This window comes from Chryseobacterium sp. Leaf201 (assembly GCF_001421435.1).
GTDB lineage: Bacteria > Bacteroidota > Bacteroidia > Flavobacteriales > Weeksellaceae > Chryseobacterium.
The window spans coordinates 1-25,465 of record NZ_LMKA01000090.1; the positions used below are offsets into that span (position 1 = coordinate 1).

Annotated in this window: 26 protein-coding genes; 24 read left to right on the forward strand and 2 right to left on the reverse strand. The window is 35.1% G+C overall.

Features of this window, described 5'->3' with window-relative positions; translation table 11 throughout:
* Window positions 1-210: 210 nt before the first annotated feature.
* The 23 genes from ASE55_RS13485 to ASE55_RS13600 all read left to right on the forward strand — a co-directional run bounded on the left by ASE55_RS13485 (window position 211) and on the right by ASE55_RS13600 (window position 22,634).
* Window positions 211-735 (forward strand): hypothetical protein, encoded by a 525-nt coding sequence (locus ASE55_RS13485; RefSeq protein ID WP_056220614.1) that lies wholly within the window; start codon window positions 211-213, stop codon window positions 733-735.
* Complete coding sequence (locus ASE55_RS13490; protein WP_056220617.1) at window positions 736-1,131, forward strand: helix-turn-helix domain-containing protein; 396 nt, start codon at window positions 736-738, stop codon at window positions 1,129-1,131.
* Window positions 1,103-1,579 (forward strand): hypothetical protein, encoded by a 477-nt coding sequence (locus ASE55_RS13495; RefSeq protein WP_056220620.1) that lies wholly within the window; start codon window positions 1,103-1,105, stop codon window positions 1,577-1,579. Before ASE55_RS13490 ends, ASE55_RS13495 begins: the two co-directional genes overlap by 29 nt.
* Window positions 1,580-2,159: 580 nt before the next feature.
* Window positions 2,160-2,519 carry a hypothetical protein gene (locus ASE55_RS13505; RefSeq protein ID WP_128414574.1) on the forward strand — a complete coding sequence of 120 codons (360 nt, stop codon included), beginning with the start codon at window positions 2,160-2,162 and terminating at the stop codon, window positions 2,517-2,519.
* 70 nt (window positions 2,520-2,589) lie between these two features.
* Window positions 2,590-3,000 carry a hypothetical protein gene (locus tag ASE55_RS13510; RefSeq protein ID WP_128414575.1) on the forward strand — a complete coding sequence of 137 codons (411 nt, stop codon included), beginning with the start codon at window positions 2,590-2,592 and terminating at the stop codon, window positions 2,998-3,000.
* 347 nt (window positions 3,001-3,347) lie between these two features.
* On the forward strand, window positions 3,348-4,589 hold the full coding sequence (locus ASE55_RS13515; protein ID WP_056013289.1) for a tyrosine-type recombinase/integrase: 1,242 nt from the start codon (window positions 3,348-3,350) through the stop codon (window positions 4,587-4,589).
* A gap of 14 nt (window positions 4,590-4,603) precedes the next feature.
* Window positions 4,604-5,338 carry a hypothetical protein gene (locus tag ASE55_RS13520; protein ID WP_056220632.1) on the forward strand — a complete coding sequence of 245 codons (735 nt, stop codon included), beginning with the start codon at window positions 4,604-4,606 and terminating at the stop codon, window positions 5,336-5,338.
* A 78-nt stretch (window positions 5,339-5,416) separates the two neighbouring features.
* Window positions 5,417-5,695, forward strand: coding sequence for a helix-turn-helix domain-containing protein (locus tag ASE55_RS13525; protein WP_056220634.1), 279 nt, complete (start codon window positions 5,417-5,419; stop codon window positions 5,693-5,695).
* A 73-nt stretch (window positions 5,696-5,768) separates the two neighbouring features.
* Window positions 5,769-7,007: a primase-helicase family protein gene (locus ASE55_RS13530; RefSeq protein ID WP_056220638.1), complete on the forward strand. Its 1,239-nt coding sequence runs from the start codon at window positions 5,769-5,771 to the stop codon at window positions 7,005-7,007.
* 295 nt (window positions 7,008-7,302) lie between these two features.
* Window positions 7,303-8,151, forward strand: coding sequence for a toprim domain-containing protein (locus ASE55_RS13535; protein ID WP_056220641.1), 849 nt, complete (start codon window positions 7,303-7,305; stop codon window positions 8,149-8,151).
* Window positions 8,152-8,299: 148 nt separating this feature from the next.
* Window positions 8,300-8,746, forward strand: coding sequence for a plasmid mobilization protein (locus ASE55_RS13540; RefSeq protein WP_056220643.1), 447 nt, complete (start codon window positions 8,300-8,302; stop codon window positions 8,744-8,746).
* On the forward strand, window positions 8,743-9,891 hold the full coding sequence (locus ASE55_RS13545) for a relaxase/mobilization nuclease domain-containing protein (RefSeq protein ID WP_082474552.1): 1,149 nt from the start codon (window positions 8,743-8,745) through the stop codon (window positions 9,889-9,891). The genes ASE55_RS13540 and ASE55_RS13545 overlap by 4 nt, the downstream gene beginning before the upstream one ends.
* Before the next feature lie 22 nt (window positions 9,892-9,913).
* The gene (locus ASE55_RS13550) at window positions 9,914-10,525 is read left to right on the forward strand and encodes a hypothetical protein (RefSeq protein WP_056220646.1); all 612 of its coding nucleotides are present in this window, start codon (window positions 9,914-9,916) and stop codon (window positions 10,523-10,525) included.
* Window positions 10,526-10,715: 190 nt separating this feature from the next.
* Complete coding sequence (locus ASE55_RS13555) at window positions 10,716-11,042, forward strand: ArsR/SmtB family transcription factor (protein ID WP_002981116.1); 327 nt, start codon at window positions 10,716-10,718, stop codon at window positions 11,040-11,042.
* A 55-nt stretch (window positions 11,043-11,097) separates the two neighbouring features.
* Window positions 11,098-11,571 (forward strand): DUF6428 family protein, encoded by a 474-nt coding sequence (locus ASE55_RS13560; RefSeq protein WP_027377091.1) that lies wholly within the window; start codon window positions 11,098-11,100, stop codon window positions 11,569-11,571.
* A 10-nt stretch (window positions 11,572-11,581) separates the two neighbouring features.
* A complete protein-coding gene (locus tag ASE55_RS13565; RefSeq protein WP_056013483.1) occupies window positions 11,582-12,073 on the forward strand; it encodes a GNAT family N-acetyltransferase in 492 nt (163 codons plus the stop codon).
* Window positions 12,074-12,100: 27 nt separating this feature from the next.
* Window positions 12,101-12,874 (forward strand): metallophosphoesterase family protein, encoded by a 774-nt coding sequence (locus ASE55_RS13570; protein WP_056013307.1) that lies wholly within the window; start codon window positions 12,101-12,103, stop codon window positions 12,872-12,874.
* A gap of 18 nt (window positions 12,875-12,892) precedes the next feature.
* A complete protein-coding gene (gcvH, locus tag ASE55_RS13575; RefSeq protein ID WP_056013310.1) occupies window positions 12,893-13,270 on the forward strand; it encodes a glycine cleavage system protein GcvH in 378 nt (125 codons plus the stop codon).
* A 3-nt stretch (window positions 13,271-13,273) separates the two neighbouring features.
* Window positions 13,274-14,299 carry an ACR3 family arsenite efflux transporter gene (arsB, locus tag ASE55_RS13580; protein ID WP_056013313.1) on the forward strand — a complete coding sequence of 342 codons (1,026 nt, stop codon included), beginning with the start codon at window positions 13,274-13,276 and terminating at the stop codon, window positions 14,297-14,299.
* 174 nt (window positions 14,300-14,473) lie between these two features.
* The gene (locus tag ASE55_RS20860; RefSeq protein ID WP_082474554.1) at window positions 14,474-14,800 is read left to right on the forward strand and encodes a DUF6660 family protein; all 327 of its coding nucleotides are present in this window, start codon (window positions 14,474-14,476) and stop codon (window positions 14,798-14,800) included.
* 142 nt (window positions 14,801-14,942) lie between these two features.
* Window positions 14,943-19,307: a CusA/CzcA family heavy metal efflux RND transporter gene (locus ASE55_RS13590; RefSeq protein WP_082474556.1), complete on the forward strand. Its 4,365-nt coding sequence runs from the start codon at window positions 14,943-14,945 to the stop codon at window positions 19,305-19,307.
* A gap of 1 nt (window position 19,308) precedes the next feature.
* Complete coding sequence (locus tag ASE55_RS13595; protein WP_056220648.1) at window positions 19,309-20,565, forward strand: efflux RND transporter periplasmic adaptor subunit; 1,257 nt, start codon at window positions 19,309-19,311, stop codon at window positions 20,563-20,565.
* Between the two features lie 17 nt (window positions 20,566-20,582).
* Window positions 20,583-22,634 carry a heavy metal translocating P-type ATPase gene (locus ASE55_RS13600; protein ID WP_056220650.1) on the forward strand — a complete coding sequence of 684 codons (2,052 nt, stop codon included), beginning with the start codon at window positions 20,583-20,585 and terminating at the stop codon, window positions 22,632-22,634.
* Window positions 22,635-22,898: 264 nt separating this feature from the next.
* Here the strand turns inward: ASE55_RS13600 and ASE55_RS13605 are convergent, their stop codons facing one another.
* Together ASE55_RS13605 and ASE55_RS13610 are read right to left on the reverse strand one after the other, a co-directional pair.
* Window positions 22,899-23,993 carry a hypothetical protein gene (locus tag ASE55_RS13605; RefSeq protein ID WP_056028970.1) on the reverse strand — a complete coding sequence of 365 codons (1,095 nt, stop codon included), beginning with the start codon at window positions 23,991-23,993 and terminating at the stop codon, window positions 22,899-22,901.
* 1 nt (window position 23,994) lies between these two features.
* Complete coding sequence (locus tag ASE55_RS13610) at window positions 23,995-24,810, reverse strand: RNA polymerase sigma factor (protein ID WP_056028938.1); 816 nt, start codon at window positions 24,808-24,810, stop codon at window positions 23,995-23,997.
* A gap of 387 nt (window positions 24,811-25,197) precedes the next feature.
* Here ASE55_RS13610 and ASE55_RS13615 point away from each other — a divergent pair, with 387 nt between their 5' ends.
* Complete coding sequence (locus tag ASE55_RS13615; RefSeq protein WP_056028936.1) at window positions 25,198-25,431, forward strand: helix-turn-helix domain-containing protein; 234 nt, start codon at window positions 25,198-25,200, stop codon at window positions 25,429-25,431.
* Window positions 25,432-25,465: the final 34 nt, after the last annotated feature.

A 25,465-nucleotide genomic window follows, 5' to 3' on the forward strand; every position in this document is an offset into this window, starting at 1 on the left:
TCTTCATTGTTCAGGAATTCCTTATACATTTCCTTGCCGTTGGAGGCGTAAAACAGGGTTCCGCTTACCGTGGCATGAATCAGGTAGACCGGCGGGGTTTTCTTGAAAATCCCTTTTTCGATACCGCTTTCCACTATTCTTGAATACATGGAAATAAACCCGATTTTGAATTAACTTTTAAGTTAATTTAATATTGCCGAATTAAAAATAATGAGTAATTTTGCATTAGAAATATTTGATGATGAAGGGTCAAAATGTATTTTTTATACTGTTTTGATTGATGGCGAAGAAAAGTCTGAGGTAGAAAAGTTCTTTATTAAGTTCTATAACATACCAGAAATGAAGATGTATGCTTCTGAATTGGCTAGATTTTTGACAAACACTATAGGTGAAAAAAAAGGTGCAATAGATGCTTACTTTAGAGAAGAAAAAAACGCACACGCAGTTCCTCCATATCCAAGCGTTGAGATTGAAGAAATTAGTATATTAGACTTTTTTCCATTAAGATTATATTGTCTTAGGATATCATCATCTTGTGTTATTTTATTTAATGGTGGTGAGAAAACTAGTCGAACTGCACAAGGAGGTGCAACAAGTATGTCATTTCACGACGCTAATATATTTGCGGAAAAAATTTTAAAAGCTTTTGCAAATAATGAAATAAAATTATGTGAAAAAGAACGAGAGATTTTAGATTACTTTGAAAAAACTAAAATAACAGAAATACTATTCTAAATGAGAAATAAGTTCTTACAAGAAATAATAAACCAGACTCCAAAAGATACTGAAATTTTTGTTGACAAATATTCAGACATAGTTCTAAGAATTAACCAAATTCTGAAAGAGAAGAATATTTCACAAAAGGAATTAGCTGAAAGTATGGGTAAAAATCCTTCAGAAGTGAGTAAATGGTTAAGTGGAAATCATAATCTAACATTAAGATCTTTAGCAAAATTAGAAGCAGAACTTGGAGAAGTAATAATTGAAATTCCATTAAAATGCTATACAATCACTTATAAAGATGAATGGGAACAAACATCTGTTTCTTTCACTATTGAAAAAAAGATTAAAGTAGAAAAGAATATTAATAGAAAAAGTTGGGATGAGTCAAGAAAAATTAAATTCGCGTAATTTCAATCCTCTTAGTTTAAGCTTGATAGAATTTATTATAACTAATGAATCTATAGTTCAACCTGAATATTTTTCTATTGAATCAATTGTAGAGTATGATTCAAAAATTGCTATTGCTGTTGCTTTTAATATTGATGATGAATTAATCAGATTAGAATATGATATAGATTTAGAAACTAATTCTAAAAACAAGAGTGAAGCGAGAGCAAAATTTTCTTTTGTCTTTATTTATGAATATAATGATTTCTCACAGGTTGTAAAGATTGTTGACAATCAAGTAAAAGCTAGTGCCCAACTAGGAAGGGCAATATTTAGTGTCTCACATTCAACTGTTAGAGGAGTTTTATTAATGAAATTGTCTAACACAGTAATACGAGATTTTATTTTACCTGTTACAGATCCTGCAATGGAAAAATTTATGAATAATAATAAGAAAAATAAAGTTTAATAATATTGTACTTCTTAAATAATAATCACCTAATAAATAGGTGATTTTGTTTTTATAAATTTTCAAGGTTAATAGTTGTGTTTTTTTATGTCTTTCAGAACGTTTGACTCGGTAATAAAGAAAGCAGATCTTAACAAAAGAGAAAACGCAACGTTTTCTCTTCTATTTATCAGTGGATTCGAAAGGATTCGAACTCTCGTCTAAACAAGTAATACATAAGCTTTCTACATTATTATTCCGCCATTGGTTTGACATGAGGAACAGGACAGGCACCCAACTTCCAGCTTATCTTCTGAGGTTTCGAGCTTTACCGTTGCAGGTATGAAGCTTGTGAAGTTCTTCATTGTATTATAGCAAACACAGATCTTCATCAAGCAATAGTTTTTTTCCGGATCAAAAATGAATATAACTTTTAAAACAAACAGTTTTTATCTGTTTGTTTTTATTACATTGCTGCATGTTTGGGGTATCCTGTTGAATGGTAAGATCAGAAAACGGTTGTATCAATAGGATCATTTTGATCATTCAAGATTTTATGATTAAGTATGGCAATAAGCAGTAAAAACAACGCAGGGTTTCTGTGGATAATAAGGAATACCTGTGGTGGGTATTCGATGAATATGACCAGACCGAATTTGACGGCATACAGGTAAAGGCGGTCTGCTCTGATCAGACTCATTTTATAAAATATGGATTGCAGCAAGAACCGGATGATCGGAAATTGGTACTGGCATGGGAAAATTACACCAAACTGGTTCACCTGTCATCACCTCCCGTATTTGAAGATAACGAAGGGATAATAAGTACCGCAGGGATTAAGGAAATGATACAATGGTGTAAAAAGAAGGACACCAGATTCAGTATTCATGTGATGGAAATAAGAATGATCTTACCGAAACAGAGCAGCAATTGTTGCTCAAGGAAATACAGGAAAAATTAGGATAAAAGAGATGAAAATATATTTGGTATTCATGCTGGGTTTTTTGCTTTCATGTACAAAAGAACCGGAAATGAAGATAAGGAACGATCCCTGGGAAAAATTACAGGTTAATACTGATTTTCAGAAAATTACCATTGACCGTCATTCTGACAGTGCAGAAGTTGTAAATATAATCTGGAACAAAGAGATTTATAATATTCCGCCCAAATATATTGTTGAAGACACGGTAACAACAAAGATTTATCTGAGCAGGATTGAAAAAGACAGCTTAAAAAATTGGATCAGGTCTTCTATACTCAACCCTCAATTTACTGATTTATATGCTACTGATTATGTAGGAAATGTAGAGTTGAAGTACATTGACAGAGGTACCACTTTGAGCTGTACCTATAATTCTGTTGGAGAATGGGACAAAGTATCAGAAAACACAAAGAAAATTTATAATTTATTGAGTAGCAAAACCAAGTTATCCAGACAGTAAATTAGGTATGCTCTTCGCTGCCAAAAGCATCCATTTGTTCATATCAAGACAAACAAGAAGCAACGAATAAAGCAGATCCGTCTTAACCGGTCACGAGCAAAATGCTCGCGCCAACAGATAAGCTGAATGTAGCAGATAAAAGAATTCAAAAAACAAAAAAGAGAAAACACAATGTTTTCTCTTTTTTGTTCTCAGTGGAGTTGGAGGTTTTCGAACCTTATATATTTTAACATAACTTAAAATATGTAAGTTCTCTATTTATCAGCATTTTAACTATATTTGTATAAACTAATATACTTAGTTTTTATGTCTAAATATAGAAGAAGTAGCACCTAAACTGGCACCTGATGAATTACACTTTTAAACTCAAGCAACCCAATGGTACAAAGGAAACTCTGATTTATTTCCGTTCATTTTTCAACAATGAAAGTAAGAATTTTATCTATTCTACTGGTGAGAAAATAAAACCAACCGAATGGGATTTTGAAGGTAGGCAACCTAATGACCTAAACGGAAGAACTAAAAGGGCAGAGATTCATCGAAGTGTTAAAATGCAGTTGGATAGATATAGTAGTTTTTTTACAGAGATTGTTAATCGATATAAGAACATAAATGAAGAACTTACCGTTGATATTCTTAAACAAAGATTTGATGAAAAATTCAAAAAAATAACAGTTAAAAGTGATTTCTTTAGAATTTATCAGGAGTTTTTAGATGAGAAGGAAAACGACTATACCGGTAATTCGATTTCAAACTCAACTCTAAAGCGTTACAAATGCAATAAGAATTTACTCGAAGATTTTGAAAGCAATAGCAAAGTAAAGATCAGCTTAGGAAAATTTGACAATAAACTTTATAACAAATTTCTAAAATATTGTATTGAAGAAAAGAAACATTCTGCAAATACATTACATAGAAATGTTGGTCTGCTCAAGACTTTTCTTCTTTGGGCTCTAAATAAAAAATATACTTACAATAACAATTTTATTGCTTTCAAGAAACCTGCGAAATTTACAACTGATGAAATAGCTTTGAATTATGAACAAGTTGAACTCATATATAATTACAATCTCAGTGAAAACAAAAGATTAGAAAAGGTTCGTGATCTTTTTGTTTTTGGTTGTACTACCGGAATGAGGTTTGGCAATTACAGTACGATTTCCAGAAGTGATGTTGACGGAAATTTCATACGGGTTATTGATTTAAAAAGTAAATCTAAAAACTTAGCAATTCCTTTAAACAGTATTTCTAAATCAATACTGGAAAAGTATGATTATAATCTGCCAAGTATTACAAATCAAAAGATGAATGAATATATCAAAGAGGTTTTTAAAAAGTTAGAGTTTACTGATGAAATAAAAAAAACTATGAAATATGGTGATGAGCTGGTAGACCAAAAAGCTGAATTTTGGACGAGAATTTCCTCGCATACTGCAAGAAGAAGTTTTATTACTATAATGAAGAACAAACGAGTTCCGGATAAGGTAATTATGAGCTACACCGGTCATACCAGCTTAGAAGTGTTTAATGCCTACTACAGACCAAGCGAAGATGATAAGATCAACTATATGAATGAGGTTTTTAAATAATCACAATTATAATTATGGATCATAAAAAACTTTACGGACGTTGGAATTTTTGGGAGGAATTTGTCGGCTATCCGATGATGCTTTATCATTTGATAAAACGAGAAAAGATTCAGGAGCGGTTTCAAAAGAGAATAGAAAAAGCCAAGCAAAAATCTTCTAAAGTTGTACTCAATGAAAAATTGAGGAATGAGTATTTGATTAGATATGAAAAGTTAGACAACTTCTTCAGTTTTCATTTCAAAGATATTGATACATCACGAAATCATAATTTTGAAGACAAGATTCGCTATTGTTTAGATCATTATAAGAAAGAATCAAACAGCCTGATAAGTTCAAGTAATTTAATGAAGTTGCAAGGCAATTTTCTAAGTGGCGCCGAAACCACGCTTTTTCTATATTTTGCTTTACAAAGCAAAACAAATAGAGAAGTTCGTTTATCAGATATTATGATTGGTGAAGATAGTTCTAAAATTTTCATCGCTTTTTTAAAAGACAAAAAATTCATCGATGAAAATCACAATCTGCTCGTGGATCAGAAATCTTCTTTCATCAGAATCCACCGATTCTTAAAAGACCATCATATTATAAATCCGGATTTTCAAGACACCACTATTATTGAGGTTATGGAAAACGAATATAATTCCAATTTTGACAAAGGAACATTTTCACGGGCAATAACTGTGAAACCTAATGATTTTGAGGAAACTATCTATTACGAATTATCTAAGCTATTTAATATCAAGCATTAAACTTTACGCAATTGAGTAGAATTGCATTATTAGTTATTCTAATCATACAATTTTGTCTGCAAATAAATATCACAGATTATGCAGACAACAAATCCATTCCAAACCATTCTCGACGAATTAGGGGAAGTGAAAGACTTACTCTATTCTCTCAAAAAAGAACCTGAAATTGAGTTGAAAAAGACACTATACTCTATCAAAGAGTGTTCAGAAATTCTAAAACTCGATTATCAAACCGTACGCTCACATATTTTAAAAGGTAACATTAAGGCGGAACAAATAGGAAGATTCTACAGAGTCAACCATTTTGATCTTATGGATGCTTTAAACGAAGTCAAGTCGCTTAAGTATAGAAGATAGATAGAGACTTTTATTTATCAAGCATTCCAATTCACCCTTCCGTATTTCCTGTACGGAATCAAACCTTTAAAATATGAGCGAAAAAATCCCATATCTAAGAGTAGGGACAACCTACTATAAAACTATTGAGAAACCATTAATCTCAGGAGATAAGATCTCAATACTAACTCGATGGAATCGTGAAACCATTATCAGCGATCACGGAAAGATATACGTCTCAAAAGTTCCTAAGTATGACGGTTTCTGTTGTATACCATCCCATTTGCAATACCAACAAATTATCCAAGGATTTTATAATGTTTACAATGAGATTCCTTACCAGCCGATCAAAGAAACACTAGAGCAAACAAGCCTAAAAGAGAAGATTCCATTTTCACTTAGATTTATGGAGCATATTTTCGCAGAACAGTTGGAATTAGGATTGGATTACATCAAGATCTTACTGCAATATCCAACACAGATACTCCCGATTCTTTGTCTTGTAAGTAAAGAAAGATCTACTGGAAAATCCACGTTCATAAAATGGCTGAAATCTATTTTTGGACTTAATATGACCTATATCAAAGGTGACTCATTCAGCAGTCAGTTCAATTCGGATTGGACATCAATGCTAATCGTTGCTATTGATGAAGTATTCTTTGATAAAAAAGAAATTACGGAACGATTAAAATATCTTTCGACGACTGATAAAGACAAGAAGGAGGCAAAAGGAAAAGATCGTGAAGAAGTGGAATTTTTTGGAAAATTCATTCTCTGTTCCAATAATGAAGATAACTTCATTCAGATCGATGAAAATGAGATCCGATTCTGGATTATTAAAGTAAGATCAATCAAAAGCGAGAACACTGAATTTCTCCACAATCTAAACAAGGAGATTCCCTATTTCCTTCGTTACCTAATCCAAAGACCTTTTCACAGCCGTAAGGAGACAAGAATGTGGTTCACTGATTCGCAGATCAGAACAAAAGCCCTTCAGAAATTGGTTTGGAAAAATAACAATAAACTGGAATCTAAGATCATCGAACTTTTATATGAGTTTTTCCAAAGTACCGAAGACAAGATTATTAACTGTATTCCGCAAGATATTTTCAATATGCTTGGTAAAATGTTCAGCAAACAATATTGGACAGTAAACGATATACGGAAACTGCTGAAAGAAATCTGGAAGCTCGAGCCTCAAAACAATTCATTAGCCTATATCAAATACGACCTAGATTATGGCTTAAGTTTTTTTCAACAGAATAAAACAGGGCGGTATTTTACAATAGAAAGGAATTTTATTCTCCAAAAATTTGATGAAATGATGAATTAATAGATAATAAAAAGAAAATCAATGTGTTATCTCTCATCAAAAGCCTCATCAAACTTTTAAACCTTGATTTTTGATGAGAGGATGATGAGAAGAATATTTCCACTTTGATGAGGTGATGAGACTTTGATGAGAGTTTAAATTATTGTTAATCAATTTTTTAAAAGGCTTTCTCATCAATTCATCAAACATTAGACAAAACTAAATCCGTCTACTTTACCCATCAAAATTCATACGCTTATTACTAAAAACATTAAAAAGTACAACAATGAACTGCAAACAATTCAACAGCATATCGTTGGAAGAAGTCCTCCTTTCTCTCGGACACCTTCCAACGAAACAAAATGAAAAAGAAGCTTGGTATCTCAACCCTTTTGCCAACGAATCCCAAGCCTCTTTTAAAATCAATAAAAGTCTAAACTATTGGTATTTATTTTCAGAAGGGATCGGAGGAACGAATACCGACTTTATGAAGAAATACCTGAACGCTTCGGTCAATGAAGTTTTAGTATGGGCAGAAAATCAAAATTTTTCTTCATTTCATCAGCAAAGTATTTCAAATCAGAAAGCAGAAAATTTATCTAAACACTATGAGATCATTGAAATTAAAAACGTTCAGCATCCTGCACTTTTGGAATATTTAAGAGAAAGAAAAGTTGGAAATCAAACTCAGTTCTTAGACGAAATTCATTACCGAATGAAAGATAAAAACTATTTTGGAATTGGCTTCAAGAACTATTCTGGCGGTTATGAAATCCGCAATAAATATTCGAAAATTTGTTTGGGCAAAAAAGATATTTCAACCATAAAAAACGGATCAGAATCGCTTCGGATTTTCGAGGGCTTTTTCGATTTTCTTTCCTTTAAAAATGTAGAGAACTTTTTAGAAAAAGAACCTGTCGATTATCTCGTTTTGAATTCCGTTTCGATGATTTCTAAGATTAAAAATTCACTTGAAAATTATAAAAATATTGAGCTTTATTTTGATAATGACGAAGCAGGAAATCGTGCCGTTGAAATGATTAAAAATGAAAACAAAAACGCAGAAGATTGTCGGGTTTTATATTCAGATTTTAAAGATTTAAATGATTGGATGATTCACAAAAATCCATCACCTGAAAGGCAAGTGAAGCAAAGACGAAGGTGAGTAAAATAAATACAGGTAAAATATGGTGGTATGTTAGTGCAAAAAGTACCCAAAGTTTACAATAAGCGTACCCGCTGATTGCAAAATTGGGATTTTTGATTTCTTCCTATCGTCAGAAATGTTTTTTAAATGCAATAAAATTTACACAATGGAAAAAGACTTTTTACAAGAATTTATAAACCAAGCCACCAAAGAAAATGAAGTCAAAATTGCTCAGGAAAAGAGAAAAAAATATTTTCAGGAATTAGGTCGTAAAGGTGGTTTAAAAACCAAAGAAAATAAAAAATTGGACAAAGTTATTTCAATACGAATGACCAATGCTGAATATGAAATTCTACTTAAAAAACAAGAAAAACATCCGCTGAAATTGTCCACTTATATTCGGAATGTTTTGTTCGAAAAGGAACTTAAAATTAATGAATTCCAAACTGATGAAGTGTTGCTTCAATATGGAAATCATTTCAAAAAAATCACTAATCTTTTAAGAAATCGGGAATGGAATGTTTTTGAAAACAAGAAAGATATTTTAGTAAAAATTGAAAATCTGATCCAATTAATTCATCAATATTTATATTCTAAAAACTCAGAAAAATGAATAATTCGGCAACCACAAGAACCATTACAAAAATTGCTTTGGAATACAATGCAAACGATAAAGGAACAGCAGAAATGGTGGCTTCGAATTATCTTTTGAGTGACACTGCTGAAGGTCAATTTAACGAAATGAAGACCGTAGCTGAAAGAAATCTCAAAGTGAAGAAATGGGCATTGACGGGTTATATTTCTCAACCAGACGAGATAGGCAGAGTATTAAAAGATGAGGAATTAAAACAGATTGCGATGGAAACTCTTGCAAAAGTTGGTGTGACAAACAAAAATCAGTACCGACTGGATATTCACAATAGTACGAAACATAAGCATATTCATTTTATCGTGAACAGGATTGATATTTCGGGAAAGTGCACCGTGAAATCACACGATATCGGAAAGAGATTTGGTGAAGCTGTCAGAGAAGTTTGTAAAGAGAAAGGATTATTAACCGATGTTGAAATTGGAGTGCAAAAAAAAGCCGAGATGTTGAAAATCTTGACCGAAACTATCAGGGCAGAAGATAATTTTGATGATCTGATCTTATCAATGAAGAAAAAAGGTTACGAAGTTCAATTGTCTTCAAATGTCAAAGACGGGATTTCGGGAATGCGAATTGTGATGGAAAAAGACAAAAATTTTCAAACTGAAAGGATTTATATAGCTGGTTACAAATTGTCTGAAATTTCAAATCAATTGAAAATCTCTGAAATAAAATCTTTGTTTGAAGTTAAAACTGCGGTTAAGGAAGTACAAAAATACGCTAGCAACTTAAAGGAATTTCGGGAAAATATACAACAAAAAGGATTTTCTGTAAAGATGCAATACAATGGAGAATTTAAAGCCAATCAAAAAAATGAAATTCAAGGTATATGGATCAATAAAGTTGATAGTAATCAACAGAAAAGCGGATTCTTCTTCCTTAAAAATGTCGGATTCTCTCTGTCGGCAATAGATCCTGGTCTTGATGATCTGGTAAAATCATTAAGTCAAAATAGTGTAAATAATGATGCAAGTAATCATCTGAAATCAGACCCAAATGAAAGCTTAATAGATATTGCAGGCGAGTTAATAGGCGACTTCCTTAATCCAACCTATGTTTCTCAGGACGAAGATGAACTCTGGAAAAAGAAGCGAAAATTAAGAAGATAATTAAAAATATAAAACAATAAATATGGATAGTGAAAATAAAGAATCTAAAAGTAACGCAATGGAACTTTTAGAAAACGTGATCAAATCAAATATGGAAAATATTGAACAAAATATCAAACTTCAGTTTGCCATTGAAGATCATACGACTCTATTGAATGATTTAAAGATCTGCTTGGAAGACGGACAGTCACTCAATAATGAAACTGTGGTCTTTTTCAAATTAATGCAAGCCAAAATAACTGAATTTCTTGCCAGTATTCCTACCCAGACAGAAATGGTTCTTTCAAAAGAAACTAAAGATTATTTGGAGGGTTTAGGAAAGGATATACGATTGAAGAAGAAATTTATTTGGAGCGGAATTGGAGTTTTTGTCTTTGCGGTTTTAGTACTGATCGCCTCCATTAATTTCTCAACCAATTGGTACAAAGAAAGCATCAAAGCTAAAAGTGAACTACGCCAAGATATTTTAAATGAAATTGCTGATGAAGGAAAAAAAATCTACGATGAAAATGAGATAACAATTTTGAGAGAAAACACTCAAATAATGCAATTATGGATTAAAAATAATCCTAAAAAAGCGGAAGATTTTCTGAGGTTTAAAGATGGATATAACGCAAGTAAGGAAAATCATTAAAGAATTATCAATCAGCTGGAAAATTACTTTGGAGGTGAAAATTAAGGTAAAAACCTTCGGTGAATATATTTTCTACTATTTGAATTCTTTTTGAATTGGATCCCTAAGCTTCTCTTTAGACAATTTATTAAAAAATATTTTGCGAAGTAAATATTATATCGTAATATTGCGATATAATATTTTTGGAATTATGGGAGCTACTAAAACAGAACATTTTACAGACAAACAAAATCAAATTGCAACTATTGCAAAAGCATTGGGGCATCCTGCCAGAATAGCTATTATTGAGTATTTGATGAAAGTTAATGAGTGTATTTGTGGTGACATCGTGAATGAATTACCATTAGCTCAACCAACAGTTTCCCAACATTTGAAAGAATTGAAAAACGCAGGGATTATAAAAGGTAACATTTCCGGAAACGCTATCTGCTATTGTATAGACGAAAAGACTATCGAAATTTTAAACACTTATTTTTCCGCAATAGTACAAACCGTTACCAAATCAAAATGCTGTTAGCATTTTTTTATCAAAATATATCGTAATATTGCATTTAAACTATAAAGATTCAATTATGAAATTATCAGAAGTCAAACAAATTTTGCCAACATTAGAAAATGTTGAATTCCAATTAGAGAATGGTGCTTTTGTTCCTGAACATTTTCACGTTACGGAAGTAGGAATGATCAATAAAAACTTTATTGATTGTGGCGGTGTCATCCGTTCAGAGAAGGTTGTCAATTTTCAGCTTTGGAATGCAGACGATTTTGAACATCGTTTAAAACCTAACAAATTACTCAACATTATCAAACTTTCTGAAGATAAATTAGGAATAGAAGATTTTGATATTGAAGTTGAATATCAAAGTGAGACAATCGGTAAATATGATCTGGAATTTAACGGGAAAACATTTATTCTAAAAAATAAGACTACAGCTTGTTTAGCACAGGACGCTTGTGGAATTCCATCAGAAAAAGAAAAGAAAAACTTATCTGAACTTAATGTAAATCAAAACAATTCTTGCACACCAGGTGGCGGATGTTGCTAATTCAGTTGCTATGGAAATAAAGCCTATTACCAAAGAAAATTTTCCAGAGCTGGTAGAAATCTATGGTCAGGGATTAGAAACCAATATTGCCACTTTTCAAAATGATTTGCCAATATGGGAAGATTGGGATAAAGGACACCTTAATTTTTGCAGGATCAGTATTTATGAAAATAAAGAAATGCTTGGTTGGGCTGCATTATCTCCTGTCTCCAGCAGATGTGTTTATTCGGGCGTAGCTGAAGTAAGTGTTTATGTAGCAACAATTGCAAGAGGGAAAGGGATTGGTGAAATGTTGTTGAATGAATTGATTAAACAAAGTGAGTCAAATGAAATATGGACTTTACAATCCGGGATATTTGCAGAAAACCAAAATAGCATAAGATTACACGAGAAATGTGGTTTCAGGATCATCGGCTATAGGGAAAAAATTGGAAGAAAGAATGGGGTTTGGAAAGACACTGTCTTGATGGAATGCAGGAGTAAAATTACTGGAATAGATTAAAAATAAAAATTATAAAATCAACAAAAAATGAAAATTGCATTATTCAGCGACATTCACGCTAATCTTCCTGCATTGGAAGCATTCTTTACAGATGTTGAAAAAAGAAATCCCGACAGCATTTATTGTTTGGGAGATTTAGTAGGTTACAATATCTGGCCAAACGAAGTGGTCAATGAAATCCGTAAAAGAAGAATACCAACTATTGCAGGCAACTACGATTTTGGTATTGGGAGAATGAGCAATGAATGCGGTTGCGCCTACAAAACAGACGCTGAGAAGGACAACGGAAACATTTCCATTTCTTTTACTAATTCTTTGATGAAAGACGACGAACGTGCGTACCTGCGTACACTTCCAGCACATATAAAAGTAGAATTTCAATTGAATGAAGACAAACTAAACCTGCTTTTGGTACACGGGAGTCCGAGAAAAATAAATGAATATCTTTTCGAAGACCGTGAAGAAAAAAGTATGCTCCGCATTATGGAACAGGCCGATGCCGACATTATGTGTTTCGGACATACACACAAACCATATCACAGAGTTTTAAATTCGGGTATTGATGGTCAAGATCATTTTCGTCACGCAGTAAATATCGGTTCGGTTGGGAAGCCGAAAGACAATGATATCAGAGGTGGTTATGTGATGTTGACAGTTGATGAAAACAGTTCTATTTTGAACAAAGAAAGCATCAGTGTAGAATTTATCCGTTTTGACTATGACTTTGAAAAGGCAGCAAAGGCAGTGGAAGACAGCCCTCTTCCAAACGAGTATGCAGAAAATCTAAGACGTGGCTATTAATCTTCAAAAATCTAAAAAATGGAACTTTTAAAAGATTTATATTATTCTAAAGAACATACTTGGGTTCGTATTGAGAACAAAATTGCAACTGTCGGTATTACAGCATTCGCTCAAAAAGAATTGGGAGAAATCGTATACGTTGACTTGCCGAATGTTAATCATAACTTCAAACAAGACGAAGTATTTGGTTCTGTAGAAGCCATTAAAACCGTCAGCGACCTATTTATGCCTCTTTCAGGGAAAATAATTGAAACCAATGAGCAACTTTTAAAAGAGCCAACGATTGTAAATTCTAATCCATTTGATAATGGCTGGATGGTGAAAATTGAAATTGAAGACCTAAGAGAAACTGAAAATTTATTAACAGCGGAACAATACGCTCAACTCAATAATTAGACGATGCAACCAAAATTAAAATTCCTCGACCGCTTTCTTACCTTATGGATTTTTTTAGCAATGCTTTTGGGCGTTGGGTTGGGATATTTCTATCCTAATATCTCTACTGTCACAAATTCTTTGTCTGTCGGAACAACTAATATTCCTTTAGCAATAGGATTGATTTTGATGATGTATCCACCGTTGGCAAAAGTGGATTATACTCTTTTACCAATGGCTTTTAAAGACAAGAAAGTAATGTCGGTATCATTACTTCTAAATTGGATTATCAGCCCTATTTTAATGTTTGTTCTAGCTATCATTTTTCTACGAGATGAGCCGGACTATATGATTGGTCTAATTTTGATTGGTCTGGCAAGATGTATTGCAATGGTCATTGTCTGGAACGATCTGGCAAAAGGTAATCGGGAGTACGCAGCACTGCTAATCGCATTAAACAGTATTTTCCAATTGGTGTTCTATAGTTTTTATGTCTGGCTTTTCATTAATGTACTACCACAAAAACTAGGCTTAGGTAATTTCAATGTTGCTGTACCAATGAAAGACGTTGCCGAGAGTGTATTCATTTATTTAGGGATCCCATTTATTGCAGGATTTTTGAGCCGCTATTTCTTGATTAAATTGAAAGGAAAAGAGTGGTTCAATAGAAAATTCATTCCGGCTATTTCACCTATTACTTTGTATGCTTTGCTGTTTACTATAGTATTGATGTTCAGTTTGAAGGGAGACAAAATTTTAGAGCTACCAATGGACGTTGTTAAAGTTGCTATCCCATTAGTAATTTACTTTGTTCTCACATTCTTCATCAGCTTTTTCATTAGTAAGGCATTGAAGGTGCCTTACGATAAAAACGCATCGATTGCTTTTACGGCAACTGGAAACAATTTTGAACTAGCGATTGCCGTTGCTATAGCAGTTTTTGGAATCCATTCTTCACAAGCATTTGTTGGGGTCATCGGCCCTCTTGTGGAAGTACCTGTTTTAATTTTATTGGTAAGGGTTAGTTTGTGGCTGAAACAAAAATATTAGAATTCATCTTAATTGTAAACAGCTCGTAATACAGAAATAGTTATTTTTACAATTTTGATGATTTTCTAAAGTGTTTATCCATCTCATTTATCCCTTGACATAATGTAGTCCTACGATAATTTTTCGTTACAACCAAAGACACAATAATAAAATTATATTTAATACTTTTGTAAAGTGAAAGTTTTAAGACTCATATTGACATTCTATTTCATCGCATTATTGGTAATGCCTTGCAGTGATATCAATGCAAAGTCTTTATCAAATCATTCTTCCAAAACTTCGATGCAGGCGGAGGATACTCATTCTGACGAAAGTGATGATACCTGTTCTCCTTTCTGTTTTTGTAGCTGTTGCCAAATCACGGTTATTGCATTTAAGGTTGAACCTTTATTAGAAATTCCAACAAAGATTTCCTTCTATTTTTCAAAAAAGATTCTTTTTCACAAGAATAATATTGCCTATCAGGTTTATGACCACATTTGGCAACCTCCCAAAATTTAATTTTTTACCGATTTTTTGAAAGACACTGTAATTGATGCATTGTCTTCAATATTATGTTTGCTGTACTATTATTATTGATATTCGGACAGGTTCTGCCTATTATTCAACAGCAATTTCTATAAAAAGTTAAATTAAAAATTCTGTGTTAGATAAAATCATAAAATTTAGCATCAACAACAAGATTGTTATTGGCGTAATGACCTTGTTGTTGATTATATGGGGCTCGTGGAGTGCAACGAGATTGCCCATTGATGCAGTTCCTGATATTACCAATAATCAGGTTCAGATCATTACAGTTTGCCCGACATTGGCGGGACAGGAAGTAGAGCAGTTGGTAACGTTCCCAATTGAACAGAGCATTGCCAATATTCCCAATATCGAAGAAACCCGAAGTATATCAAGATTCGGTCTATCGGTTATTACCGTTGTATTTAAGGAAAATGTTGATGTCTATTTTGCACGTCAACTCATAACTGAAAAACTGAAGGAAGCTTCCGAAGAAATCCCGAAAGGCGTTGGAACGCCTGAGCTTTCGCCAGTCAGCACTGGTTTAGGGGAAGTGTACCAGTATATTCTCCATCCGAAAAAAGGTAGCGAGAAAAAGTATTCCTCCAAAGAACTGCGAACAATGCAGGATTGGATCGTAAGAAGACAGCTGAACGGAACTCCCGGTGTTGCAGAAGTCAATAGTTTTGGAGGAGAACTGAAACAGTATGAAGTAGCTGTCGATCCCAACCGTCTTAGGGCAATGGGAATCAGCATCACAGACCTTTTCACCGCTTTAGAAAAGAACAATCAGAATACAGGAGGGGCTTATATTGATAAAAAACCAAATGCCTATTTCATTCGTGGAATCGGCGTCGTAACTTCGCTTGAGGATATTAGAAATATTGCCATTGATAATAAAACTGGCAGTGTTCCCATCTTTGTCAAAGATGTTGCGGAAGTCCGTCTCGGCAGTGCAGTTCGCTATGGAGCAATGACCTATAATGGTCAGGTAGATGCTGTTGGTGGTATTGTTATGATGCTGAAAGGAGCAAACAGTAATGAAGTTGTCAATTTAATTAAGGATAAAATTCCGACGATCCAGAAGTCACTCCCAAATGATGTGATTATAGAGCCGTTCCTGGACCGTACAGATCTTGTTGGAAGAGCAATTAATACGGTTGAGAAAAATCTTATTGAAGGTGCACTCATCGTAATTTTTGTACTGGTCGTATTCTTAGGAAATTTCAGAGCAGGATTGATTGTTGCCTCTGCAATCCCACTATCACTCCTTTTTGCATTAGGGATGATGAATGTTTTCGGAGTCAGTGCCAACTTGATGAGTTTAGGCGCGATAGATTTTGGATTGATCGTTGATGGTGCCGTGATCATCGTGGAGGCTACACTCCATCATTTGGGACTTAGAAAATCTACTCAAAGACTGACACAGTCAGAGATGGATGAAGAAGTTTTCCTTTCCGCTTCTAAAATCAGAAACAGTGCTGCATTTGGGGAAATTATTATCTTGATCGTTTATATTCCTATTCTAACTTTGGTGGGTGTTGAAGGTAAGATGTTCACGCCAATGGCAAAAACAGTTGGCTTTGCAATTTTAGGAGCTTTGATACTATCGTTGACCTATATTCCTATGATGAGCGCCTTGTTCTTATCTAAAAAGATTTCGACAAAAGCAAGTTTCTCTGATAAGTTGATGGATAAACTGCAAGGTATCTACCAGCCAATATTGCAAAAAGCGGTAAAAATTAAAGGAGTGATTGTTTCAGTGACTATTGCTTTATTCGCATTGAGCCTAATTATTTTTAGCAGGATGGGAGGAGAATTCATCCCGCAATTACAGGAAGGAGATTTTGCTTTTCACTGCATATTGCCGCAGGGAAGTTCACTGTCGCAAAGTATTGAAACGTCTATGCAGGCATCCCGAATCATCAAAGGTTTTGATGAAGTGAAAATGGTAGTGGGAAAAACAGGGGCTGCCGAAGTTCCCACTGACCCAATGCCTCCGGAAGCGACTGATCTGATCATTGTTTTAAAGCCACAGGATGAGTGGAAGAGTAAAAAGTCTTATGATGAGCTGGCAGATGAAATTTCAGAAAAATTAGAATTGATTCCCGGTGTATTTTTCGAGAAGAACCAGCCTATACAAATGCGCTTTAATGAACTAATGACTGGAATCCGTCAGGATGTGGCGGTGAAAATCTTTGGTGAAAATTTGGATTCCCTTACAATTTACGCAGATCAGGTCGGTAAAGTCATTCAATCTGTTGATGGGGTTACTGCTCCACAAATTGAACGCATCAGCGGGCTACCACAGATCAATGTAGAGTATGACCGCACAAGAATGGCAAACTATGGGTTGAGTATTGAGGATGTTAACAATACTTTAAGTACAGCTTTTGCAGGTAAATCTGCTGGTCAGGTTTTTGAGAACGAAAGACGTTTTGACCTGGTTGTCAGACTCGACAGTCTTCACCGAACCAATATCGATGACGTCAATAATTTGATGATCTCAACTGGTACCGGAAACCAGATCCCACTTTCCCAGGTAGCGAATATCAGCTATAAACTAGGCCCATCTCAGATCAGCCGTGATGAAGGGAAACGTAGAATTGTGATTGGATTTAATGTGAAAGACCGTGATGTTGAAAGTGTAGTAAAAGATATTCAAACTAAGTTGGATAAGCAAGTAAAATTACCTTCAGGGTATTACTTTACTTATGGCGGTCAGTTTGAAAATCTCCAAGCCGCAAGCAAAAGACTGATGATTGCGGTTCCGGTTTCTTTACTCCTGATATTTTTTTTGTTATACTTCACATTCCGCTCATTTAAGCAGGCTGCATTAATTTTTACTGCGATACCGATGAGTGCAATTGGCGGAATTTTCGCATTATTGATAAGAGATATGCCATTTAGTATCAGCGCTGGGATTGGTTTTATCGCTTTGTTTGGCGTTGCCGTTCTTAATGGGATTGTTCTTATCGGAACCTTCAATCAATTGGAAAAAGATGGCGAAACCGATATTCTCAAACGTGTTTTTGAAGGAACCAAAACAAGACTTCGACCAGTCTTAATGACCGCAGCCGTAGCTTCATTTGGTTTTCTTCCGATGGCCATTTCAACAGGAGCCGGAGCGGAAGTTCAGAAACCGTTGGCAACAGTGGTTATAGGTGGCTTGATCACTGCGACTTTCTTGACGTTATTTGTTTTGCCAATGTTGTACATTATTTTCAATACAAAATTCAGAAAGAATCATTTTAAAATGAAATCTTTGACAACGATTGTCGTTGTAGGATTTTTACTTGTAGGGCAAACTTTAAATGCTCAAAATATAAAAACATTATCGGTGGAGCAGGCGACAGAAATGGCTTTGAGTAATAATTATTCAGTAAAAACGAAGGATCTGGATATTAAAGTTTCTGAAGCCTTAAAACCTACAGCCAATGAACTTCCAAAAATGAATTTTAGTGCGCAGCTTGGACAATACAACAGTCCGAAGTTTGACCAGTCGTTTTCCATTTCTCAAAGTATTCCTTTCCCGACTTTGTTTAAGGCAAGAAAGGAACTTATTGCTCAGGAAATCAAAGGGAAACAGATCAGCAGAGAACTAACTGTTAATGAGCTTGCAAAACAGGTCAGAACGTATTTTTATCAGATTGAATATTTACACTACAATCAGAAGAAACTAATGAAACTCGATAGTCTGTATCAGGATTTTATCAGGATTGCAACCGTCAGATTTAATGCAGGTGACATCAAGAAGATAGAAATCAGTACAGCGGAAACGCAGAAAGGTGAGATCAATCTATTATTAAATCAGAATAAAATCTATCTTGATAATGCTTACAAAAATTTGAAAACGCTTTTAAATACAGATGATCAAATCGAGATTCCGCTTAGTGAAAATTATCAGCCACTGAAATTTGAATATATATTGGACAGCACTACAATTGCCAATCATCCAACCGTCAAAGCATTCTATCAGGAAATGGAAATTGCCGAGAAAAATAAAAATGTAGAAAAATCCCAGGGCTTACCTGAATTCAGTTTGGGTTATACGAATCAATCGATCATTGGTTTTCATACCGTGAATGGGCAGGAAAAATATTACAATGCAGGGAACCGTTTTAACGTTGCCAACATTGGGATATCAATACCGTTGACGTTTGGAGCAACCAAAGCAAGAATTCAGTCCTTGGATTATCAAAAGCAAATGGCAAAATCCAATGCGAAACTTCAGCAAAAACAATTGTCCGCCCAACTTGAAAACGTATTGAACCAATACAAACAGGATATTCTGCAATATGAATATTATGTCGGTCAGGCTTTGCCAAATGCCGAAAAAATTGTGAAAGCTGGTCAGCTCGGTTATAAAACAGGAGAAATCTCCTACGTTGAATACCTTTTTGCATTGCAGACCGCAACCAATATTCAGCTCAAATATCTGGAATCAATTCAGCAGGTCAATCAGTCTGTGATCAACATTAACTCTTTAATCAATAAATAATATGAAACAACATATCATCTACATCGCCTTTGTCTTGGTTTTTTTCGTAGGCTGTGGAAAAAAGGATGCTTCAACTGAAGTGGAGGGCGAAGTGAAAACCGAACAAGCCGAAGAGCACGGCGAAGAAGCCCCACAGACTATCGCTAGCTTGACTGGAGAGCAAATGAAAGCGGTGGGCATCACTCTGGGCAAAATCGAGATGAAAGAACTGACTTCTACCATCAAAGCCAATGGAGCACTTAGAGTTCCGAACAATAATAAAGCGACCGTCACATCAATGTATGGTGGGATTATTAAAACTTTGAATGTGCAGATCGGGGATTTTGTAAGAAAAGGACAGGTAATTGCCTCCATTTCAAATCCGGAATACATTCAGTTGCAAGAGCAATACCTGACTGTGAAAAGTAGGATTGCATTTGCAGAACAGGAATACAGGAGACAGAAGGAATTATTTGATAATGATGCCGGCGCAAAGAAGAACCTTCAAAGTTCAGATGCTGAACTGAAAACCCTGAGAACACAAAGATCTTCTGTGCAGAGACAGCTTCAGATTATGGGCATCAATCCCGCCAATGTCAATAATGGAAATTTGCGATCCGGTTTAGTGATCACATCACCAATCAGTGGAACGGTCAGTACTATTTCTGCACAAATTGGAAGTTACGTTGACATCTCATCACCTGTTGCAGAAATCATAGATAACGGTTCCCTGCATCTCGATTTGCAGGTTTTTGAAAAGGATCTGCCAAAAATGAAAGTTGGGCAAATCGTCCATTTTAAATTAACAAATAATCCTGAAACCGAGTACGATGCAAAAATCTACAGCATTGGTTCATCCTTTGAAAACGACAGCAAAACAATTTCGGTTCACTGTTCTGTAACCGGAAACAAATCCGGACTGATCGACGGAATGAATATCACAGGAATTGTCAGCCTGGATAAAAGTACAACACCCGCAGTTCCAAACGAAGCCATTGTAGAAGCCGACAGCAAATATTTCATTTTTGTCAGAACAGACAAAAAAGCTGAAGAACATCACGAAGAGGCGGAAGGTGAACATTTAGATGAGAAGAAGATACCTGAGAAAGAAGAAAAAATGACAAATTTTGAAAAAATAGAAGTTGTAAAAGGTTCTTCCGATATGGGATATACTGCAATTACAACCGTTAATGAAATTTCTGCAAATGTGGAAGTTGTTATTAAAGGTGCATTTTTTGTCAATGCTAAACTGAGTAATTCCGGGGAACACGAACATTAATTTTAAAATCTACAACAATGGAACACAAACATATTTACGACAAGGAAGGAAATCAGCTTTGCTGCACACCTCAGGAAGGCAAGATCTACAATGATGCTGGAGCCAAAAAATTACTTGAGGATGACAAATGCTGTTCTACCAAGAATAACAAAGCTGAAGCGCACAGCGAGGACCACGGACACGACCACGACCATAGCACTGGTGAGAAAAATACATTTCAAATGTTTTTACCAGCAATTGTTTCTCTGGTTATTCTGTTGATAGGCATCGTACTGGATAACTTTTTTCCGCAGGAGTGGTTTCAAGGCTGGGTACGGATCGTATGGTATGCGGTGGCTTATTTGCCTGTGGGTCTACCCGTTCTAAAAGAAGCGTATGAAAGCATTGCCAAAGGTGACGTTTTTTCGGAATTTTTTCTAATGGGCATTGCTACTGTAGGCGCATTTGCAATCGGTGAATATCCGGAAGGGGTTGCTGTTATGTTATTCTACAGTGTAGGAGAGGTTTTCCAGACACTTGCTGTTTCGAGAGCAAAGAATAATATCAAAGCATTGTTGGATCAGCGTCCAGATGAGGTGACCATTCTTGAAGGTAACCAACCAAAGACCATCCCTGCCAAACAGGCGAAAATTGGAGATATTGTACAGCTAAAATCAGGAGAGAAGCTGGCTCTGGACGGAGAGTTGGTAAGTGAATCCGCATCGTTCAATACTGCTGCATTAACTGGTGAGAGTAAGCCTGATAACAAAAACAAAGGTGAGAGCGTGCTTGCCGGAATGATCAATCTACAGACTATTGCTCAGGTAAAAGTGACAACTGCTTACGAAGACAGTAAGTTGAGCAAAATTCTGGAATTGGTACAAAATGCGACGGCTCAGAAGGCACCTACTGAACTTTTTATCCGAAAATTCGCAAGGATTTATACACCCATTGTCGTCGGACTCGCAGTACTGATATGCCTACTACCATATCTGTTCGTGGAAAATTATGTTTTCCGTGACTGGCTTTACAGAGCATTAGTGTTCTTAGTTATCTCTTGTCCTTGCGCTTTGGTTATTAGCATTCCTCTAGGTTATTTCGGCGGAATTGGCGCAGCTTCAAAGAACGGTATACTGTTTAAAGGAAGTAATTTTTTAGACATTATCGCCAATATTAAAAATGTGGTAATGGACAAGACCGGAACAATGACCGAGGGCGTCTTTAAAGTTCAGGAAGTTACTTTAAAATCTGAATTTAATAAAGATGAAATTCTGAAGATGTTAAATGCTTTAGAAAGCAAGAGTACCCATCCGGTCGCTACGGCAATCCATCAATATGTCGGCGAAATCGACCATTCTATACAATTAGAAAATACAGAAGAAATTGCTGGGCGCGGATTGAAAGCCAGTATCAACGGAAAAGATCTACTTGTGGGAAATTTTAAATTGATGGATAAGTTCAATATCAAATATGATCTTGACCCTACTCAGATCGTTTATACAATAATTGCAATTGCATATGACGGAAAATTTGCAGGCTACATTACTATTGCAGACAGTATAAAAGCGGATGCACAGCTGAGCATTGATAAACTTAAAGCCTTAGGTGTAAAAACCACGATGTTAAGTGGAGACAAGAGCACTGTTGTACAATTTGTTGCAGATCAACTGGGAATTACTAACGCCTTTGGCGATCTGCTACCGGAAGATAAGGTCAACAAAGTAAAAGAGATCAAATCACAAAATGAAACAGTTGCCTTTGTAGGAGACGGCGTCAATGATGCTCCTGTTGTTGCCTTGAGTGATGTAGGTATTGCAATGGGTGGATTGGGAAGTGATGCAACCATTGAGACCGCAGATGTAGTTATCCAGGATGATAAGCCAAGCAAAATACCGATGGCGATCAATATCGGAAAGCAAACCCGCAAGATCGTTTGGCAAAATATTTTTTTAGCATTTGCTGTAAAAGCGATTGTACTGGTATTGGGAGCTGGTGGATTAGCAACAATGTGGGAAGCAGTTTTTGCGGACGTAGGAGTTGCTCTATTAGCTATATTAAATGCTGTCAGAATTCAAAGAATGACTTTTTAATAATGCTATTTATAAGTATTTAAAAAACAGAGATGCTGTAAAAGTACATTTGTAATTCATATTTAAGGCTCAACTAGATGGTTGAGCCTTAAATATAAAAGTTATTACCCTGAAGTAATCGTTTAATTTATTAATGAGCGTTTGAAGTATTTTAAAACATAAGTAAAAAAAAGAGCCCACGCCGTTGTATATACTCACTGAGTATTTAGTGAGTGTTCAACACCTCACCCTGCGGGTGTACAAGCACCCTCGTTATTTTTTTAGCTATCCAATGATCAATTCAATTCCTGCTTTTTCTGCTTTGTATTTTATTTTGGTCTGCAATTCATAATAACTCCAGTTGCGAAGCACAAATTCCTGTTCTCTTGCAATGCCTATTTTATCTTCCTGATTTTTAAGAATCAATGTGCCTGCCTGTTGCTGGATACAGAAATCGATAAGTTTACGGCTATAAAGGTGAAGCCGATGACTTACATATCTGCTTTCCAGATTCTCTGTCTTATACAATGCTTTCTGTTTGCGTTTAACTCCATTTCCTGAACGGGTATAGGCGATACCGTCTTGAATCCTTTTCTGACTTGCCTGAATAGCAAGCCTGCGATACAGGAACTCCTCTTTCGAGCCAATATTGATTCGCACATTGTTGGTCTTTACCACTATCGGGTGTTCCAAAGACAGGGAAGCCTCTGCAATGATTTCGGGTTTTAATTTATGTTCTTCTTTTTCAAATTCAAATACTGCAAGCCAATAGATCTTTCCGGCTTTCAGCTGGATCTGCGATGTGCAAAGCTTTATCTCTTCTCTTAAGAGGCGTTCCATTATCACTCGCTTATCAGAGTAGTCGTTTCCCAAATACGTTTTAACAGGAATAGCAAACATATTGAAGCTATATGCTTTCTTTTCGGGATCATACTTCATTTTGCTGATGCATTTGACCGGAAGCGGAATTGGAATATCTTTCTTAAAGTTTCGCAATGATTTTGTTCCCTGCCAATAGTCGGCTTTAGTTTTAGAGAAGGTTGATTGAATCGTATTGTTCAGGCTTCCCAGAATATCTGTAGGAATTTCTCCTTTGAAGCGATCAAAAACCATACGTGCAGTTGTGTGTGTTTTCGAACGGGTGAATATTCCCATTTTATCTTTGTTTTCATCAGCAAGTTTGTATTGGATATCTTCTGTGAGGTAAAAGAAATCTTTGATCATTTCCTGAACATACAGATGGGAAACAATAAAATTAGCAGCTCTGAAACAGCGGTTCTGATACCGGTAGAGTTTTTCCCACATCTCTTTTTGTTCATTTGCAGGAAGATCAATCAGTAGCTGAATTCTTCGGGTCAATGTCATCGTGGATTTTTCCATTTTAAAGAGGTATTTCAGAAGTGTTTTGATTTTGTAAATGTTGATATGCATACAGAAATTCCCGATGTACTTCCTTTTCAGGTAATTTGAGTTCTTGGGCAATAACTGCAAATGAAGATTTCTGCTCAAACCTTCTTTTCAAAATATCGAGTTGTTGACTACTGAGTTTTTCTGACTGCTTTTTATTATCGAGAGCTTTTCCCTTTGGCTGCTCAGAAGAACTTCTATTAAGAATTTTCCGAAGGTCATTTATAGCTCTGCTCACCTCATTGCTGATATCTTTCACACTGCTTCCCATTGCTTCTGCGATTGGTTTGTGCTGAAAGCCATATTCCAAGCAAAGTTCAATCAGGTGTTTTCTTTTGGGATCCAGAACGGGTAAAACCTTTTTAACTTCATCGAAATTTTTCTGATCGGATTCCTGACTGAGAAGATACTCTTTATCTTTTAGCGGGTCATAACCTGCAAGATAATCCTGATAATTCTCAAAACTGTCAAGAGAAGCCATTAAGCGGTTGAATTTATTTCTTGGAGCAGTAACATACGATATACAATCCCTTTTCATTACAAACCGTAAAAATCCTGTAATATGATCAGGCGTTTCAATGGTGTCGCGGTGCAGCCACAATTTGAGGAAGGTATCCTGAACAATAGTGTCCACTACAAAATCATCTTTAAGCACCTGCCATCCAACCCAAAAAAGAAGTCTTTTGTAACGCAGATGAAGATGTTCCAAAGCGGTCGGATTGCTTTTTTTTAGCAGTTCATACAACTGAAGATTGGTCAACTTTCGGGGCAAAGAGTTTGTTCTTTTCATAAACAGCGAATTTTAATTAAATTATTGCTGAAGGAATTGTTTAGATCTTTATATGAATTATCTGCAACATTCAAACATTATCTCACTACATATTGCCAAAAAGAATGCGTGGAACTCAACTTACCGACTGGTGGTACTGGCATACCGAGCAACGATAAGTGAGCCCTTGCCGAGGTCGTGGGCACATTTACTTAATAACTCGTTGCTTTTTGAAAAGTGCCAGTTTTCCAGTCGAGAATCTAAAGCAATAGCTTCTATATTTCTTTGACTATCACAAAATTACCTTTATAACTAATTTGTTCAAATATAAGAAATTTCCAATTTGTTACAAGAACTTGTAACAAAATTTGCAAATAAAATTACGCCCTTTGTATAAAATGTTAGCAAATGGATGTTTTAAAAGATGAAATACTAAAAAAATTTGGTGAACACGTTAAAGATTTAAGAATTAAATCAGGACTTACCCAAGACGAGGTTGTGCTAAATAGTAGTAAAATTACTAAAGGTACAGTAAGTGATATTGAAAATGGGAAAAGAAATTTTGCTTTTACTACTTTAATCGACTTAGCTAAAGGTTTAAATGTGTCTCCTAAAGATTTGCTGAACTTTAAAATTGACTAAAAAATTCTGAATAGTTGTAATTTCTCTAAAGGAA